Raw genomic sequence first — 15,907 nt, forward strand, 5'->3', positions numbered from 1 at the left:
TCTTACATGAAATATTTATGAAAGAACCGCCTGAATTACCGGCCGATCGTTTCTCCTTTTCTCAATGATTCTGCAATTTCATCGATTTTTCGCAGGCGGTGATTGACACCGGATTTGCTGACATTTCCAGTCGACACCATTTCACCCAACTCTTTTAAGGTGACATCCTGATATTCGACTCGAAGACGTGCAATTTCCCGCAGCCGATCCGGCAATTGGTCAATGCCGATGACTTCATCGATAAATCGGATATTTTCCACTTGCCGCAATGCTGCATCGATGGTTTTGTTTAAATTGGCGGTTTCGCAATTGACAAGCCGGTTGACACTGTTGCGCATATCCCGGATAATCCGAACGTCTTCAAATTTCAACAACGCAGCATGTGCTCCAGCGATGCTCAGAAAATCAGAAATTTTCTCCGCTTCTTTTAAATACGTAACAAATCCTTTTTTACGCTCAATCGTTTTGCTGTTCAAATGGAATCCGTTCATCAATTCCACGAGAGAATCCGCATGGTCTTTGTACAGCGAGTAGATTTCCAAGTGGTATGAGGAAGTCTCTGGATTGTTCACAGACCCCCCAGCCAGGAAAGCCCCTCTCAAATAAGCGCGTTTGCAGCAGTTTTTTTCCACCAATTGCTTATCAATTTCATGATGAAACTGAAAACCTTCCGAAATGATCCGCAAATCTTCCAGGACGTGTTTTGAACCTTCCCGAATTCTGCAAATATAAATATTATTTTTTTTCAGACGCATTTTCTTCCGAACAAGCAGCTCTACTGGATAGGCTGTATAAAAACGTTTTAAGAACGTATAGATACGTCTGGCAATCGCCGCATTTTCAGTTTGGATATCCAGACTCAACTGCTTATTGGAAAAAGATAATGTTCCGTTCATCTGAATCATCGCGGATAATTCCGCTTTTCCACAACAATCATCCGATTCGAACTGTGTCAGTTCCTTTTTTGTTTCAGAAGCAAAAGACAAAGCTTGCTCCCCCTTTCAATGGGCTCAAAAAAACATATGCCTGGATTCTTCATCCAATAAGCCGCCCGCATATTCAAATAACCATTCCGCCACTTTAATAGGTTCATGACGTATGGTTTCACCTAAAATATTCGCTATATCTTCGCGGTAAACTTCAAGGCCCATTTCCTTCAACTGGTCTGCATCGTATTTGACCGGCCGCGCTTTTTCTTTTTTGTAGCGTTCCACTACAACCGGGGGTACGTGTTCTTTGTGAAGCAGAATGGCATCCAAAAATGGTTCGCCGATATGATCATAAAGCGCTTTGACATGGTCGGAAGCTGTGTACTTATATGTCTCCCCTGCCTGAGTCATCAAATTGCAGATATAGATTTTTTTCGCTTTTGAAGCCAATAATGCTTTTTTTATGTCTTTCACGAGCAGGTTCGGCAAGATACTGGTGTATAAAGAACCTGGTCCGACAATTATGGTGTCCGCCCTGTGGATAGCTTTAATCGTATCGGGTAATGTCTGTACATCATCCGGTTCCAAAAACACCCGTTTGATTGGCTGCAGATAAGCGGGGATTTTCGATTCCCCTCTTACTGTCGTGCCATCTTCCAGCTCTGCCAGCAATGTCACCAATTGATTGGCTGCCGGGAGCACTGTGCCGTTCACATTCAATACACGGCTCATTTCCCTTACCGCGGTGGAAAAATCCCCGGTAATTTCCGTCAACGCTGCCAGCATTAAGTTGCCAAGTGAATGACCATCCAAATCCAATGATTGTTTAAATCGATATTGGAACATTTCAGCCACGAGCGGCTCAGCGTCCGATAAAGCAGCCATCACGTTCCGGATATCGCCTGGTGGTGGGATATCCAAATCATCACGCAAGCGTCCGGAACTGCCCCCGTCATCAGCCACTGTTACAATCGCGGTCAAATCAAGCGGAAACATCTTCAACCCTCTGAGCAATGTAGAAAGGCCTGTACCGCCACCTATGATTACCACTCGCTTCCGGTCCAATTTACTTTCCATTCACTCAGCCCTTTCTTGTTTTAACGTCCCGGTGTGTAATGATTGTTTTGTTATCCTTTGCCAGGAGCTTGCCGTAATATTCAGCCAGCGTGACAGAACGATGCTGACCACCGGTACAACCAAAGGCGATGACCAGCTGTGCTTTTCCTTCGTTTTTGTACTGGGGAATAATGAACTCAAAAAGATCTGTCAATTTCTCAATCAATGTTTGTGTTTCATTCCACTGCAGGACATAATCTGATACCGGTTGATCCAGTCCCGACATGGGTTTCAGTTCTTCTATATAATAGGGGTTCGGCAAAAAGCGTACATCAAACACGATGTCTGCATCAATCGGCATGCTGTGCTTAAAGCCAAATGAAACCACGTTCACTGTAAACACATTGCTGGTGTTGGTCGAAAAATCGGTTGCGATTTTCTCTTTCAGCTGGCGTGGTGTCATGTTGGAAGTGTTGTAGATATATTGCGCTCTTCCCTGCAGATCCACCAGCATATCCCGCTCTTTCTTAATGCCTCCGAGCACTAATCCTCCAGGTGACAAAGGATGTGAACGCCTGGATTCTTTGTAGCGGCTGACCAGTGACTGGTTGTCTGCATCAAGGAACAGGATGGTGATGGAAACATGGGGTTCTTTCGATAATTCATCTATTGCATCTACCAGGCTGTCAAAAAAATCGCCACCTCGCAGATCCATGACTGCTGCCACCCGCTTCATCGATTTTCCTGAATCGCGCATTAATTTGATAAACGTGAGCAATAATTCAGGGGGCAGGTTGTCTATGGTAAAAAACCCTAAATCTTCAAAGCTTTGGATAGCTACTGTCTTACCGGCCCCCGACATGCCGGTGATAATAATCAATTCGGTTTGATCGGTTTTATTGTTCATTAATGAGACCTTCCTCTTCCACAGAAGTTTGAATGGTTTCGCTGATCAATTGGAAGTCTTGCGTATAATGGAAGGTTCCGTATTGCATTCCTGTCTGGCTGACTGCAAATTGGAGGTTGGTGCGGTCCCCTTCTGCCATCGGCAGGAAAGCCAGACTTTCAACCGGATGCCATTCCAATACACCTTCTCTTGTTTCTGTAAAAGGCGTGCCGCTCAATCCCTTGGCCACAAAAGTAAAAAGCATCCATTCATCCACAATTTCTTTCTCTTCCTGGATCATCATTGTATAGATACCTTTTAAATGGGTGCCAATCGGGCTGGCATTTGTTTCTTCCTTAAATTCACGGATGGCTGCTTCATAAATGGATTCTCCAGGCTCCATTTTACCGCCGGGTGCCACATACCAGCCGCGGCGGGGCTTTTTCAATAACAATACTTGGTTGTTTTGAACAACTAACAAATTTGCGATTCGCTGCACTTTCGACACTCCGCATCTATTATAAACTTATTCCATTATACATCTATCCAGGTGTGTCATGCAAAAAAAGAAAAGCGGAAACGGCCGCTCAGGTTTGACAGGCATAAGACAGACCAGCGAAGTGGCGTTCTTTGCCACACAGCTGGGTTGACTTATGACCCGAGAACCTGGCCGTTGGAGCTAGACAAAAAGAAAAGCGGAAGCGCTTGTTTAGCCCCGACAAGCGCTGGAGGGCTTGCCTGTGATGGCGCTCTTTGCCATCGCGGGCAAGACTGAAGCGACCTCGAGGGGCTAGGCGTTGGAGCTGGACAAAAAGAAAAGCAAAGCGCCTGTTCAGCTCGCAGCCATCAAAAAAATAGGCCGCTCACCGGGATGTCCCGGCGAACGGCCTGTCAAAGTTTCTCTATAAAAAGGGGGTCAATTTACTATTCCTACTATACCTCTTTATCATGACAGGAGTGTTACAGACTCGTTAAGAAAGCATTAAGTTATGCTTTGATGCTTAACTTTTCTGCCAGTTCTTCAATATAATGCTGCGCTGTGTCTGCCGCAAGGCTGCCGTCACCAGTTGCTGTGACCACTTGACGCAGTTTTTTCTCACGAACATCTCCCGCTGCATATATACCTGGAACTGCTGTTTCCATTTTTTCATTCGTCACAATATAACCTTCATCATTCAAGATGCCCAGATCGGCGAACGGTTTTGTCAGTGGCAGCATGCCGATATAGATAAAAACGCCGTCAGCCTTGAATTCTCTTTCTTCACCATCTTTAGCGGAGACCAGCGTCACGCTGCCCACTTTGCCATTTTCTTCGTGAATTTCTTTCACTGTATGGCTCCAGATAAAATCAATCTTATCATTGGCAAAAGCACGGTCCTGAAGGATTTTTTGTGCACGAAGTTCATCGCGGCGGTGAACGATCGTCACTTTGTCTGCAAAACGCGTCAAATATACGCCTTCTTCAACGGCTGAATCTCCGCCTCCGACAACGACCAGCTCTTTTTGCTTAAAGAATGCACCGTCACAAACTGCACAATAACTGACTCCACGGCCGCCCAGCTCAGATTCGCCGGGAATACCCATCTTTTTGTATTCGGCTCCTGTAGTGATGATGATGGCACGGGCTTTGTATTCTTTTGATCCCGCTTTAATCGTTTTGTATTCTTCTCCGTCGATAATTTCTTTGACGTCGCCATACGCGTATTCCGCGCCGAATTTTTTCGCATGGTCGAACATTTTTGTGGAGAGGTCCGGTCCAAGAATATGATCGAATCCTGGATAGTTTTCGATTTCTTCCGTATTGGCCATCTGGCCTCCTGGAATCCCGCGCTCCAGCATTAAAGTGGATAGGTTTGCCCGGGATGTATAGACCGCGGCAGTCATTCCTGCGGGACCTGCCCCAATAATTATTACGTCATAGATCGTCGTGTTTTCAGTCATAGTACGTCCTCCTCGCTCTCAATACATAAATCGTATAAGATTCACCGGAATGCAGCAACTTATTTGCTTAAGACTCATAAAGCGGCAAATACCGAATAAGTTCGTTGACATACTTCGTCAAGGTAACAGGCGAAACGCCAAAATGGTCAGCTACCGCCTTTTTCGTCACTGTTGAATCCTGCGAAGAGCGAAACAGATAGTCTGCTGCTGCCGCCAACGCTTTGGGGTTTTTAAAAGGATAGCTTTGCTCAAATGCTTTTTCAAACAACATAAACCACATTTGAAACGCATAAGAACCCGGCTTGGTCACCATTCCTTTTTCGGCGTACAAGATTTCCGTCACTTCCATCGCACGCATGAATGCATGTTCTTCCGGAATCGACTTTTTAAATTTATGACCAAGGGCATACCCCAGCATGTACGTTTCCAGGACGGAAATATGGTCAGTCTTCAGCCAATTTGGATGAGAGACAATTTCCTGCTTATGGGAGGATTTTCCAAGCAGGAACAACCCGAATAAGCGCTCGCTTTTCAGCGGATGATCCAATTTCCCGATTAAATAGTCACGGTCATGCTCGAGGGCATCCGCATGAGGCATCGACTCAGTTTCCGCCCAAGGTTCATAGCCGGCTTTATCCGGATCCATTTTGGTCAATTGCTTCCACGCCTGCTTGGCTGCTTCTTCGTGTCCTGAATGGTAAGCCGCGTGGGAAAGCCAGAAGTAAAATGCCGGATCCCCATCAAATCCTCTTTTTTGAAGGCTCTTCAGCCAACGATACGCTTCTTTGTATTTACCCACCAAGGCGAATGTGGCGCCCAGCTTGTAACGGTGCTCAAATACGTATGGCTGTATTTTCTTCAGCAGCTCCAGCACATCTTCCAATTCATCATTTTTCTCATAGTAATGGAAAACAGCCAAGTTGCATAAAGCGTGCAGATTGCCTCTGTTCTTTCTGAGTACTTCATGGAGCAGCGCTTTCGCCATTTCGGTTTCGCCTACATAGAAGTAAGCCAAAGCCAGATTGTTGTAAGCTCCCCAGAAATCCGGCTTTTCATCAATCAGTTTCTCGAGCATTTCAATCGCTTCCGGAAACTCACCTTTTTCCATCAGCCGGCGTGCCCTTTCCTGTTGATAAAAAGATTCGCTGTCCTGCGCTTCCCCTTCGTCATCAAACAACTGCCAGTCTTCCTGTTCGGCAAAGTCGATGATTTCAAGGGCTTCCGCCGCATAGGTGCCATGAACATCCGCTTCAACATATTTTTTTGCATATTTCCGGGCATCCCAAAACAGGCCCATATGCGCATGCACTTCAGCCAGAAAAAACAAGGTATCCGTTTTATGGGGATCCAACTTATGGGACCGCCATAAAATGTCCATCGCTTGTTCGAACTCCTGCATTTCAATCAGTACAACACCGTACTGCAGCAAAATGTGAGGATCGTTCGGGCTCAGCTCTGTAGCGCGCTGCATATATTTATGGGCCTTTTGGTATTGATCGCGCTGCAGTGCTGCCAGCGCTTTCTTGTAATAATATTCTCCCGTCGGAATGAACGACAGCACATTCTCATGATTGTTCTGTTTTTTATTCTCCAAAATATGCCTCCGAAAAGTAAAAGGAACGATACTCATCGTCCCATACTTAAAATGTGCTGTAATTATAGCATATTTCCTTGTTATTTACTTGTAGTTTTTGTCGAGTGCCGTTCTTTTAATACATCGATGACATCATTAAGCGGCGTTTTTTGTTCCTGCAGCAGCACAAGCACGTGATAGAACAAATCCGCTGTTTCCATTGCCAGCTCTTTGGTATCACGATTTTTCGCAGCGATGATCACTTCTGCAGATTCTTCACCGACTTTTTTGCAGATCTTATCGACTCCTTCAGTAAACAAATACGTCGTATACGCGCCTTCCGGCATTTCCTCTTCCCGTTTGCCGATCAATTCAGCCAGTTGACCCAGCATATCTGATTTGGACTCAGCAGGTGTGCCGGACAGCGTCTGATGGAAACAGCTGTTTTCTCCGGTATGACAGGCCGGACCGTTTGGAATCACTTCATAGATCAAGGCGTCTCCGTCACAATCCAGACGGACAGCCGTCACCTGCTGTGTATTGCCGCTTGTCGCGCCTTTGTTCCACAGTTCCTGGCGGCTTCTGGAATACAGCCATGTCTCGTTTGTTTCAATCGTTTTTGTTACCGCTTCTTCATTGGCGTATGCCAGTGTCAGCACTTCTTTTGTGCCGGCGTCCTGGATGACGACGGGAATCAGCCCGTTTTCGTCGTACGTTACTTTGTTCATCGGACATTCACTCCCTCTTTCCGTAAATACTCTTTCACTTCTGCCACACTGGTTTCTTTGTAATGGAAAATCGATGCCGCCAACGCTGCATCGGCATCCACTTTTTTGAAGACATCTTCAAAATGTTCACGGCTGCCGGCTCCGCCACTGGCAATAACAGGCACTTCCACCGCATCTCTCACCGCTTTGGTCAATTCCAGATCGAAGCCGTCTTTCGAGCCATCTTTGTCCATACTGGTTAATAATAACTCTCCTGCTCCGAGTTCGACACTTTTTTTCGCCCATTCCACAGCGTCCCATTCGGTTTTGTTGCGGCCGCCGTGTGTATAGACACTCCATCCACCGTTGTTTCGTTTGGCATCAATTGCCACAACGATGCACTGGGAACCGAAATAATCAGCTCCTTCTTTGATGAGTTCCGGCCGGTCAAGTGCCGACGTGTTCAAAGAAACTTTGTCGGCTCCTGCACGCAGCATGCGCTTCATGTCTTCCAGCGTCCGGATGCCGCCGCCCACAGTGAATGGAATCGACAATTCAGTGGCTACGATTTTCACCACTTCGACCATCGTTTCTTTGCCTTCATGGGAAGCCGAAATATCCAGAAACACCAATTCGTCAGCGCCCTGCTCGTCATAAAAACGGGCAAGTTCCACCGGATCTCCGGCGTCCCGGAGTGATACGAAACTGACGCCTTTGACGACGCGTCCTTCTTTGACATCAAGGCAGGGAATGATTCGCTTTGTCAGCATGACAGCGCCTCCTCAAGCGTAAAGCGCTCTTCATAAAGGGCCTTACCGATAATGACGCCGGCAATATTGCTGTCTTCACTGGCCTGTTTGACATTTTTGACATCATCCAGCGAGCCAATACCGCCTGACACAATAATTTCCGCCTGTTTTGAATCGACCAATGCTTTATTGGCATCAATGTTCGGGCCGGACAACGTGCCATCTGTTGCGATGTCCGTGTAAATGAAGTGCTTGGCTCCTTTCGATACAAAGAAGCTGGCCACATCAGCCGCTGATTGGCCGGATGTGATGGTCCATCCTTCTGTCGCCGCCATCCCGTCTTTCGCATCGATGCCGATGACAATTTGTTCCGCTCCAAATTCTTCGATGAATGACACGACTGTTTCCGGTTCGCGGATCGCCAGGCTGCCGATGATGACACGGCTGACACCGTTGGACAAATAATGTTCGATGTCTTCACGCGTCCGGATGCCGCCGCCAACCTGGACATTGACCGGCAGCTTGGCCGCTTCAATCACCACTTTGTCGTTGATCTTCGCACCGTCTTTGGCGCCGTCCAGGTCGACCATGTGAATCCATGCGGCACCTGCGTCCGCAAACTTTTTCGCCATATCCACCGGAGAGTCTCCGTAAATTGTTTCCTGTGCATAATCCCCTTGAAAAAGGCGGACACATTTTCCGCCTCTTAGATCAATCGCGGGATAAATTTGAAAGCTGCTCATGTTGGTTCCTCCTGACGTTTGCAATCCATTGCTCCAATAAATAATGACCGAAATCCCCTGATTTTTCCGGGTGGAACTGCATCCCGGTGATGAGTCCCTTCCCGACTACGCCAGGAACTTCGATGCCGCCGTATTCAGCGGTTGCCAGCACTTCTTCCTGCTCTGTATTCACCGCTAAAAAAGAATGGACAAAATAGACATGGGTATCGCTTTTCAGGGAGTCAAGCCAATAAGGCAGCCGTGAAAAATGCAGGCGGTTCCAACCCATATGGGGAATGCGGTGGGCCCCTTTTTCAAAACGGCGGATCTGCCCTTGCAGCAGCCCCAACCCTTTTGTGGATTTTCCTTCCGAGCTGTCTTCATACAGCAGCTGCATGCCAAGGCAAATACCAAGAAGTGGGATCCCTTTTGAAGGCAGGGACTGGATAAAAGAAGACAGCCCTTTACGATTCAGCAGCTCCATGGCATCCGGAAATGCACCGACTCCCGGCAGCAGGATGGCTTCCGCTTCTTCAAGAATCGCGGGATCATCCGACATGACTACCGTGCAATCCATTTTCTTCAGCGCCTGTTCAACACTGAACAGATTCCCCATGCCATAATCGATAATTCCAATGATCATGTCAACAGCCCCTTTGTCGACGGAACGCCTTTCACTCTCGGATCGATGCCGGTCGCTTCGTCCAGCGAACGGGCCAGCGCCTTAAAGACCGCTTCGATGATGTGATGGGTATTGTGTCCGTAGTGAATAATGACATGGACATTCATACGGGATTCCAAAGCGAATTTCCATAAAAATTCTGTCACCAGCTCTGTATCGAAAGTGCCGACTTTGGCGTTTGGAATATCGCCTCTGAATTCCAGATGCGGCCGGTTTGAGCAATCGATGACCACTTGGGCAAGCGCATCGTCCATCGGCACGAAGGCGTTGCCATAGCGGCGGATTCCTTTTTTATCTCCAAGCGCTTCCTTGACTGCTTGTCCAAGGACAATGCCGATATCTTCGGTTGTGTGGTGATCATCAATATGAGTATCGCCATCTGCCGTAATTTTCCCATCGAACAAACCATGCTTGATGAACAAATCAAGCATATGGTCCATGAACGGGACACCGGTAGTAATGGAAGAGTTGCCTTCCCCATCCAAAGAAAATTCGACTGCCACTTTTGTTTCGTTCGTATTGCGTTCCAATTGTGCTTTTCTCATCGCTGATTCTCCTTTTTCCATGAACGGGATTCAACGGCGCGGGCGTGGCCTTCCAGCCCTTCCAGCCGCGCCAGACGTGCAATTTTCGCTTCGTTTTCACTCCATGCCTGTTCACTGTAATGAATGACGCTGGTTCGTTTGATGAAATCGTATACCGATAAAGCGCTGGAAAAGCGTGCCGTGCTGTTGGTCGGCAGCACATGATTCGTTCCGGCGAAATAATCGCCGACTGGCTCTGAAGAATAACGGCCGATAAAAATAGCCCCGGCATGTACGACTTTCTCAGCAACAGCTTCCGCATCCTCCATCATGATTTCCAAATGTTCAGGAGCCAATTGATTGGCTGATTTGACCAGCTCATCAACTGTTTCCCCCAGATAAATCACTCCATGATCGGCAATTGCCGCTCGGGCAATGGAGTGTCTCGGCAAGGTTTCCAGCTGCCGTTCGACCTCTTCCGCTGTCTCCCGCGCCAGTTTTTCACTGACCGTCAATAATACCGCGCTGGCCATTGGATCATGCTCAGCCTGTGACAATAAATCAGCTGCCACTTCGTCAGCATAGGCTGTGTCATCCGCCAACACAGCGATTTCGCTCGGCCCCGCTATCATGTCGATCGCCACATCCCCATTGACTTCCCTTTTGGCCAATGCCACAAAAACATTTCCAGGACCGGTGATCTTGTCGACCGGGGCAATCGATTCCGTTCCGTAGGCAAGTGCCGCGATCGCTTGCGCACCCCCTACTTTATAAACTTCCTGAATTCCAAGAATATGAGCAGCGGCCAGCACGCCGTCTGATAACCGCCCGTCTTTTTGAGGCGGTGACACCAGAACGATCCGCTGTACTCCTGCCACCTGCGCAGGAATGACGTTCATCAGGACGGAAGAAGGGTAAGCCGCCGTTCCACCGGGCACATACAATCCTGCCGATTCGATGGCCGATACACGTTGAGCAACATAGGAGCCGTTTGAATGCTCCAATTTATAACCTTGCTGCTTCTGGCTTTCATGATAACCACGGATATTTTCGGCCGCTTCTTTCAAATCTTCCAGCAGCTGCGGATCAAAGTTGGCAACAGCGTCAGCGATTTCCTGTTGCGAGACGCGCAGGTCCTTCAATTCGGCCCCATCCCATTTTGCGGTGTACTGAAACAACGCTTCGTCGCCCTGCTGCCGAACTTTCCGAATGATTTCCTGGACAGCTTTAAGCTGTTCACCGGTTCCTTCCGCCACAGTTCTTCGAATGGAAATTCCCTCTGCTAAGCGAGTGATTTTCATAGCGTTACCTGCTTTCTTAACTTTTCCACCAATTCACTGATGCGCTCCTGTTTTAAACGGTAACTGACCGGATTGGCTATCAGACGGGATGTAATCCCCACAATTTGTTCATATTCCACAAGGCCATTTTCTTTTAAGGTTTTCCCTGTTGATACGATATCCACAATGCGGTCTGCCAGGCCGATCATCGGGGCCAGTTCAATCGATCCGTTCAATTCAATGATTTCCACCTGTTCCCCTTTGCTGCGATAGAAATGAGAAGCCACTTTCGGATACTTTGTGGCGATGCGCGGCGTCATTTCGTTCATCGCAGTATTTGGGAGACCGGCTGTCGCGATGTAGCAGCGGCTGATGCCAAGGTCAAGCAGTTCATGGACCGATCGTTCGTGCTCCAGCATGACATCTTTCCCCGCAATTCCAACGTCCGCCACACCATGTTCCACATAAACCGGCACATCCATCGGTTTTGCCAGGATAAAACGAAATTTCTCATTGGGTGCTTCCACAATCAGCTTCCGGGAATCATCCAATTCTTTCGGCAGATCGTAGCCGGCTTTCACAAGCAATTCGTAAGCTTCTTCAAAAATACGCCCTTTCGGCATTGCAATCGTCAATTCATCCATTTCATGCACCTTCCATTCGTATAACAGTCGTGAACAAGGCACAGAATTCATCGATGGCATGGACTGCCGGCGCGTATTGGAGCGTTACGCGCTCATTTTCCGAACGCAGCTCCAGTGCTTTATCGTATGCCTGTTGCTCATTTTCTTTTCCAAACAATATTAATGTATGCGATTCTTGCAGCTGTTCTTTTTCCATCACTTCCAAGAGGCGGTCGACGCGCAAACCAAATCCTGTCGCTCCGATTTGGAGGCCGAATTGTTGCATCAATCCATCATAGCGCCCCCCGTTGCCAAGCGGAAAACCACTGCCGGATCCGTAGACCTCAAAAACCAAGCCGGTGTAATACGTCATATGGCTGCTGAAGGAAAGGTCAAAAATGACCGCTTCGCCAAGACCACTTCTGTTTATGATTTTTTCCAGTTGCTGCATCTCATTATACAAGTTTTTTTGTTCTTCGTTCACCGGATTAATCCATTGCTGCCAATCTTCCAGCCTCGTGGAGGTAGTCAATGCTTTGAAAGAATCCAGATCTGCTTCTTTAATCGGCAACGTGTCGGCCAGCCGCTCAAATCCTACGCTGTTTTTTGACACCAACTCAGAACGGACTTTATCAATCTGGTGAGCGTCCAAACCAAAGTCTTTCAATACCAGTTGCAGCAAACGGGCATGGCCAATTACCATACGCCCCGATTCAATACCCAGCTTTTTCAGGATGGAAGAAGCCAGTAAAATAACTTCAGCATCGGCATAGAGTGAATCGTCACCGATCAATTCGACACCCATCTGTTCAAATTCTGCCGGGCGGCCACCTTCCCGTTTCTGAGCCCGGAATACATTGGAATAGTAACCGAGTCTTACCGGCATTTTCTCTTTCAATAACTTGGACGCAGCTACTCGCGCAATAGGCGAAGTCATGTCTGGACGCAACACCAGCGTTTCCCCCTGGCTGTCCAGAAGTTTGAACAATGCGCTGTCCGGAATCGCTGAGATCTTGCCGATGGTTTCATAATATTCAAGGGTCGGCGTCTGAAGCAGTTCGTATCCCGTCTGTTCCATCAATGAAATACCTTTTTCTTTGAGTTCGGCCTTTTTTTTGGCTACAGCAGGAAAATCATCCCGCATTCCCAACGGTTTCTCGAACATCTCTATCGTCAATTTTAACACTTCCTATTTCTGGTTATTTTACTTTATCTCGCTAATGTGGTGAAGTAATTTAATTTTATCGTATAATTGACTGGTGCGTCAAGGATATGTATGAAAAAATCCCGAAAGCACGCATGCTTTCAGGATTCCAGTTGCCGTTCTTTCATTTGTTCGGCTGTATAAATCAATGCCATCGGATTGCCGCCTACAAAAGCGCCAGGCGGTACATCTTTATGGACAAGTGTGGCAGCAGAGACGATGGCGCCGTCACCAATGGTCACTCCCGGTAAAATGGTCGAATTGGCTCCGATCATGACACCGTTCCCAATGATGACGTTCCCCAGCCGGTATTCATCAATCAAGTATTCATGAGCAAGAATGGTCGTGTTATAACCGATTACGGAATTGGTTCCGACTGAGATTTTTTCAGGAAACATGACATCCGGCATGACCATCAAAGCAAACGCCGAATGTTCTCCAATTTTCATGCCAAGAAAAGTTCGGTAAAGCCAGTTCTTCATCGGAAGAAATGGTGTATAACGCGCCGTCTGAATAACAGCAAAATTTTTGACCACTTTCCAGAACGGCACGGTCTTGTAAATATGCCAAAGCGAATTTGCACCAGTGACAAAATGTCGCTCCGTCTTTCTCATTTGATGCCTTCTTTCGTCAGTTCAAGCAAATCACTGATATGCCGAAGCATAAAATCCGGATTGAACTGCATCAGGTATTCTTCCCCTTTTGCCGCCCACGCAACTCCTGCTGAGCGGATGCCTGCATTATGACCGCCTTCAATGTCATGGGAGTTGTCGCCAATCATCAGTGCTTCTTCTTTTAGAGCCCCTAATTGCTCGAGTGCAAGCAGTACAGGTTCAGGATCAGGTTTCGGATTTGTCACTTCATCAAGACTGACAATCACATCAAAGACCTCAGAAACCCCCATCAGCTCCAATCCGTGCATGATGGTGGCTCTCCTTTTGGTGGATACAATCGCCATTTTCAGGCCTCGGGCTTTCAATAAGCGCAAAGTTTCCGTCACGCCGTCATATTCCTCCACCAATTCATCGTGCATGGTTTTATTATATGAACGGTATTGTTCTATCAGTTCATCGGCACGTTCAGGAGCGATTGACAGGAATGTCTGTTCCAGAGAAGGGCCGATGAAATGCAGCACTTCTTCACGGCCGTATTGTCCCGGGAAATGTTCATCCAGCACTGCAAGGAATGTCTGGATGATCAACTCGTTCGTATCGAGCAGCGTCCCATCAAAATCGAATAACAATGCATTGATTTCCTGATTCATGTTGATACCACTTCCTTCCGATTTTCTTCCGCTTTACGCCAGAGATAGGACACGAAGACCGTCAGCACCAGTGCGGTCACGACTCTGATGATCAACAAAGGCCACACCGGGATGCCGAGCGGGATAAATATCAGTGTATCTTCCACGATGGCGTGGCAGGCAACCAGGAAAATAAACACCAGCGTAGCGTCTTTTTTGCTGACGCCGTCTTCCTGAACTGCCTGGATCATGACACCTGCCCCCATTGCCAAGCCGAAGATGAGTCCGGATGCGAGCGTTACAGAAGCGTTTTTTTGAACGCCAAGCAAACGTGTCAATGGCCCCAATGTGTCTGAAATGCGTTGCAAATACTGTTTGTCTTTTAATATTTGAATCATCAACATCAACGGGATGACAATCATGGCCAATTGCAGGATACCGAAAGAAGCTTTTTCCATCCCGATCAAAAAGATACCGAGCCAACTTTCGGGAACGGCAGCGGCTTCAGGCGCAAAACCGTACTGGGCGATTTCTCCCCCGCCTTTCCAAACCAGATTGATGATGATCGCCGACAAAGCCGCCAAACCGAAACGGACGACCAGCACCACCCACAGTTTGACGCCCACTTTTAATGCCACACCTGTTTCGATGAAAATATTGTGGGAAAATGACAGCATAACTGCCAGGATGAACACTTCTTTGACTGTCAATTCCAACGACAGAATACCGCCGATCGCCGCATATAAATTCAAGGCATTTCCAAGTACAAGTGGAATTGCGGCATCTCCACTAAGTCCGAAAATCCCCATAAACGGCGCTACCAATTTGATGATAAACGGCAGCACCGGTGTATATTGGAGCATTGTCACAATCAATGTGATCGGAAAAATGATTTTTCCTAAGCTCCAAGTTGTATGAAGGCCGGCTTTCAAGCCGTTTTTTAAAGTCGACATTTAATCTCTTCTTTCTATTTATCTTTATAATGTGGAGGATTCTTCAACGAAACACGCCGATAAATGATCAATCCGACCCCCACGATAATCGCCAGCACGGAAACCAATTGTGCCGCACGAAGTTCACCAATTACGTATAAACTGTCCGTCCGCATTCCCTCTATAAAAAAGCGGCCGATTGAATACCAGATCATATAGAAAAAGAACATTTCCCCACGAACCAGGTTGACGCGCCGAAGAAGGAGCAGAATGATGATTCCGACAAGGCTCCATAGCGACTCATATAAGAACGTGGGATGATAATAGCTCCCGTCTATGTACATTTGATTGATGATCCACTCCGGAATGAATAGGTTTTCAAGAAATGCGCGCGATACTTCACCGCCATGAGCTTCCTGATTGATGAAATTCCCCCATCGCCCGACTGCCTGGCCAATGAGAATACTCGGAGCCAATATATCAGCAATTTTCAAGAAAGGCGTGTTCCTTCTTTTGGTGAAAATATAAGCGACAATCACCGCGGCAATCAATGCACCATGGATGGCAATGCCGCCATTCCATATCTGAATGATCTGCCCGGGATTGTCCTGGTAATGATCCCATTGAAAAATAACGTAATAAATCCTGGCACCGACGATCGATAATGGAACGGCCCAGATAAGAAGATCTGTTAAAAAATCCGGATGAAGACCCCGTTTCACCATTTCCCGTTGGCCGACCAAAAAAGCGATAACGATTCCCATCGCAATGATCACGCCATACCAGCGAACGGAAATCGGCCCGAGCTGGAACGCAACCGGATCAATTGAAGCTACTACTGAATACATGTACTGCA

At 47.4% G+C, this 15,907-nt stretch carries 18 protein-coding genes; all 18 read right to left on the reverse strand.

The annotated features are described in order from the left end of the window. Window positions 1-35: 35 nt before the first annotated feature. Entirely contained in the window at window positions 36-986 is a 951-nt protein-coding gene (whiA, locus tag EEX84_RS09660; protein WP_123165433.1) for a DNA-binding protein WhiA, read from the reverse strand. 24 nt (window positions 987-1,010) lie between these two features. Further along, window positions 1,011-2,006: a gluconeogenesis factor YvcK family protein gene (locus tag EEX84_RS09665; protein ID WP_123165434.1), complete on the reverse strand. Its 996-nt coding sequence runs from the start codon at window positions 2,004-2,006 to the stop codon at window positions 1,011-1,013. Between the two features lie 4 nt (window positions 2,007-2,010). After that, window positions 2,011-2,892 carry an RNase adapter RapZ gene (gene rapZ, locus EEX84_RS09670; RefSeq protein ID WP_123165435.1) on the reverse strand — a complete coding sequence of 294 codons (882 nt, stop codon included), beginning with the start codon at window positions 2,890-2,892 and terminating at the stop codon, window positions 2,011-2,013. Beyond that, the gene (locus EEX84_RS09675; protein WP_123165436.1) at window positions 2,882-3,370 is read right to left on the reverse strand and encodes an NUDIX domain-containing protein; all 489 of its coding nucleotides are present in this window, start codon (window positions 3,368-3,370) and stop codon (window positions 2,882-2,884) included. The genes rapZ and EEX84_RS09675 overlap by 11 nt, the downstream gene beginning before the upstream one ends. 488 nt (window positions 3,371-3,858) lie before the next feature. After that, a complete protein-coding gene (gene trxB / locus EEX84_RS09680) occupies window positions 3,859-4,812 on the reverse strand; it encodes a thioredoxin-disulfide reductase (protein WP_123165437.1) in 954 nt (317 codons plus the stop codon). A gap of 67 nt (window positions 4,813-4,879) precedes the next feature. Beyond that, window positions 4,880-6,406 carry a tetratricopeptide repeat protein gene (locus EEX84_RS09685; RefSeq protein ID WP_123165438.1) on the reverse strand — a complete coding sequence of 509 codons (1,527 nt, stop codon included), beginning with the start codon at window positions 6,404-6,406 and terminating at the stop codon, window positions 4,880-4,882. 80 nt (window positions 6,407-6,486) lie between these two features. Continuing rightward, on the reverse strand, window positions 6,487-7,113 hold the full coding sequence (hisIE, locus tag EEX84_RS09690; protein ID WP_123165439.1) for a bifunctional phosphoribosyl-AMP cyclohydrolase/phosphoribosyl-ATP diphosphatase HisIE: 627 nt from the start codon (window positions 7,111-7,113) through the stop codon (window positions 6,487-6,489). Beyond that, window positions 7,110-7,862 carry an imidazole glycerol phosphate synthase subunit HisF gene (gene hisF / locus EEX84_RS09695; RefSeq protein ID WP_123165440.1) on the reverse strand — a complete coding sequence of 251 codons (753 nt, stop codon included), beginning with the start codon at window positions 7,860-7,862 and terminating at the stop codon, window positions 7,110-7,112. The genes hisIE and hisF overlap by 4 nt, the downstream gene beginning before the upstream one ends. Then, window positions 7,856-8,584 (reverse strand): 1-(5-phosphoribosyl)-5-[(5-phosphoribosylamino)methylideneamino]imidazole-4-carboxamide isomerase, encoded by a 729-nt coding sequence (hisA, locus tag EEX84_RS09700; protein ID WP_123165441.1) that lies wholly within the window; start codon window positions 8,582-8,584, stop codon window positions 7,856-7,858. Before hisA ends, hisF begins: the two co-directional genes overlap by 7 nt. After that, window positions 8,553-9,206: an imidazole glycerol phosphate synthase subunit HisH gene (gene hisH / locus EEX84_RS09705; protein ID WP_123165442.1), complete on the reverse strand. Its 654-nt coding sequence runs from the start codon at window positions 9,204-9,206 to the stop codon at window positions 8,553-8,555. The genes hisA and hisH overlap by 32 nt, the downstream gene beginning before the upstream one ends. Then, window positions 9,203-9,790 (reverse strand): imidazoleglycerol-phosphate dehydratase HisB, encoded by a 588-nt coding sequence (hisB, locus tag EEX84_RS09710; protein ID WP_123165443.1) that lies wholly within the window; start codon window positions 9,788-9,790, stop codon window positions 9,203-9,205. The genes hisH and hisB overlap by 4 nt, the downstream gene beginning before the upstream one ends. Beyond that, the gene (gene hisD / locus EEX84_RS09715) at window positions 9,787-11,070 is read right to left on the reverse strand and encodes a histidinol dehydrogenase (RefSeq protein WP_123165444.1); all 1,284 of its coding nucleotides are present in this window, start codon (window positions 11,068-11,070) and stop codon (window positions 9,787-9,789) included. Before hisD ends, hisB begins: the two co-directional genes overlap by 4 nt. Next, window positions 11,067-11,693 carry an ATP phosphoribosyltransferase gene (hisG, locus tag EEX84_RS09720; protein ID WP_123165445.1) on the reverse strand — a complete coding sequence of 209 codons (627 nt, stop codon included), beginning with the start codon at window positions 11,691-11,693 and terminating at the stop codon, window positions 11,067-11,069. The genes hisD and hisG overlap by 4 nt, the downstream gene beginning before the upstream one ends. A gap of 1 nt (window position 11,694) precedes the next feature. Beyond that, complete coding sequence (hisZ, locus tag EEX84_RS09725; protein ID WP_240033955.1) at window positions 11,695-12,858, reverse strand: ATP phosphoribosyltransferase regulatory subunit; 1,164 nt, start codon at window positions 12,856-12,858, stop codon at window positions 11,695-11,697. Between the two features lie 119 nt (window positions 12,859-12,977). Continuing rightward, the gene (locus EEX84_RS09730; protein ID WP_123165447.1) at window positions 12,978-13,490 is read right to left on the reverse strand and encodes an acyltransferase; all 513 of its coding nucleotides are present in this window, start codon (window positions 13,488-13,490) and stop codon (window positions 12,978-12,980) included. Next, the gene (ppaX, locus tag EEX84_RS09735) at window positions 13,487-14,140 is read right to left on the reverse strand and encodes a pyrophosphatase PpaX (RefSeq protein ID WP_123165448.1); all 654 of its coding nucleotides are present in this window, start codon (window positions 14,138-14,140) and stop codon (window positions 13,487-13,489) included. Before ppaX ends, EEX84_RS09730 begins: the two co-directional genes overlap by 4 nt. After that, entirely contained in the window at window positions 14,137-15,072 is a 936-nt protein-coding gene (locus EEX84_RS09740; RefSeq protein ID WP_123165449.1) for a nucleoside recognition domain-containing protein, read from the reverse strand. Before EEX84_RS09740 ends, ppaX begins: the two co-directional genes overlap by 4 nt. Before the next feature lie 14 nt (window positions 15,073-15,086). Next, window positions 15,087-15,899 carry a prolipoprotein diacylglyceryl transferase gene (gene lgt / locus EEX84_RS09745; protein ID WP_123165450.1) on the reverse strand — a complete coding sequence of 271 codons (813 nt, stop codon included), beginning with the start codon at window positions 15,897-15,899 and terminating at the stop codon, window positions 15,087-15,089. Window positions 15,900-15,907: the final 8 nt, after the last annotated feature.

Origin of the sequence: Planococcus salinus (assembly GCF_003719725.1) — a bacterium.
GTDB lineage: Bacteria > Bacillota > Bacilli > Bacillales_A > Planococcaceae > Planococcus > Planococcus salinus.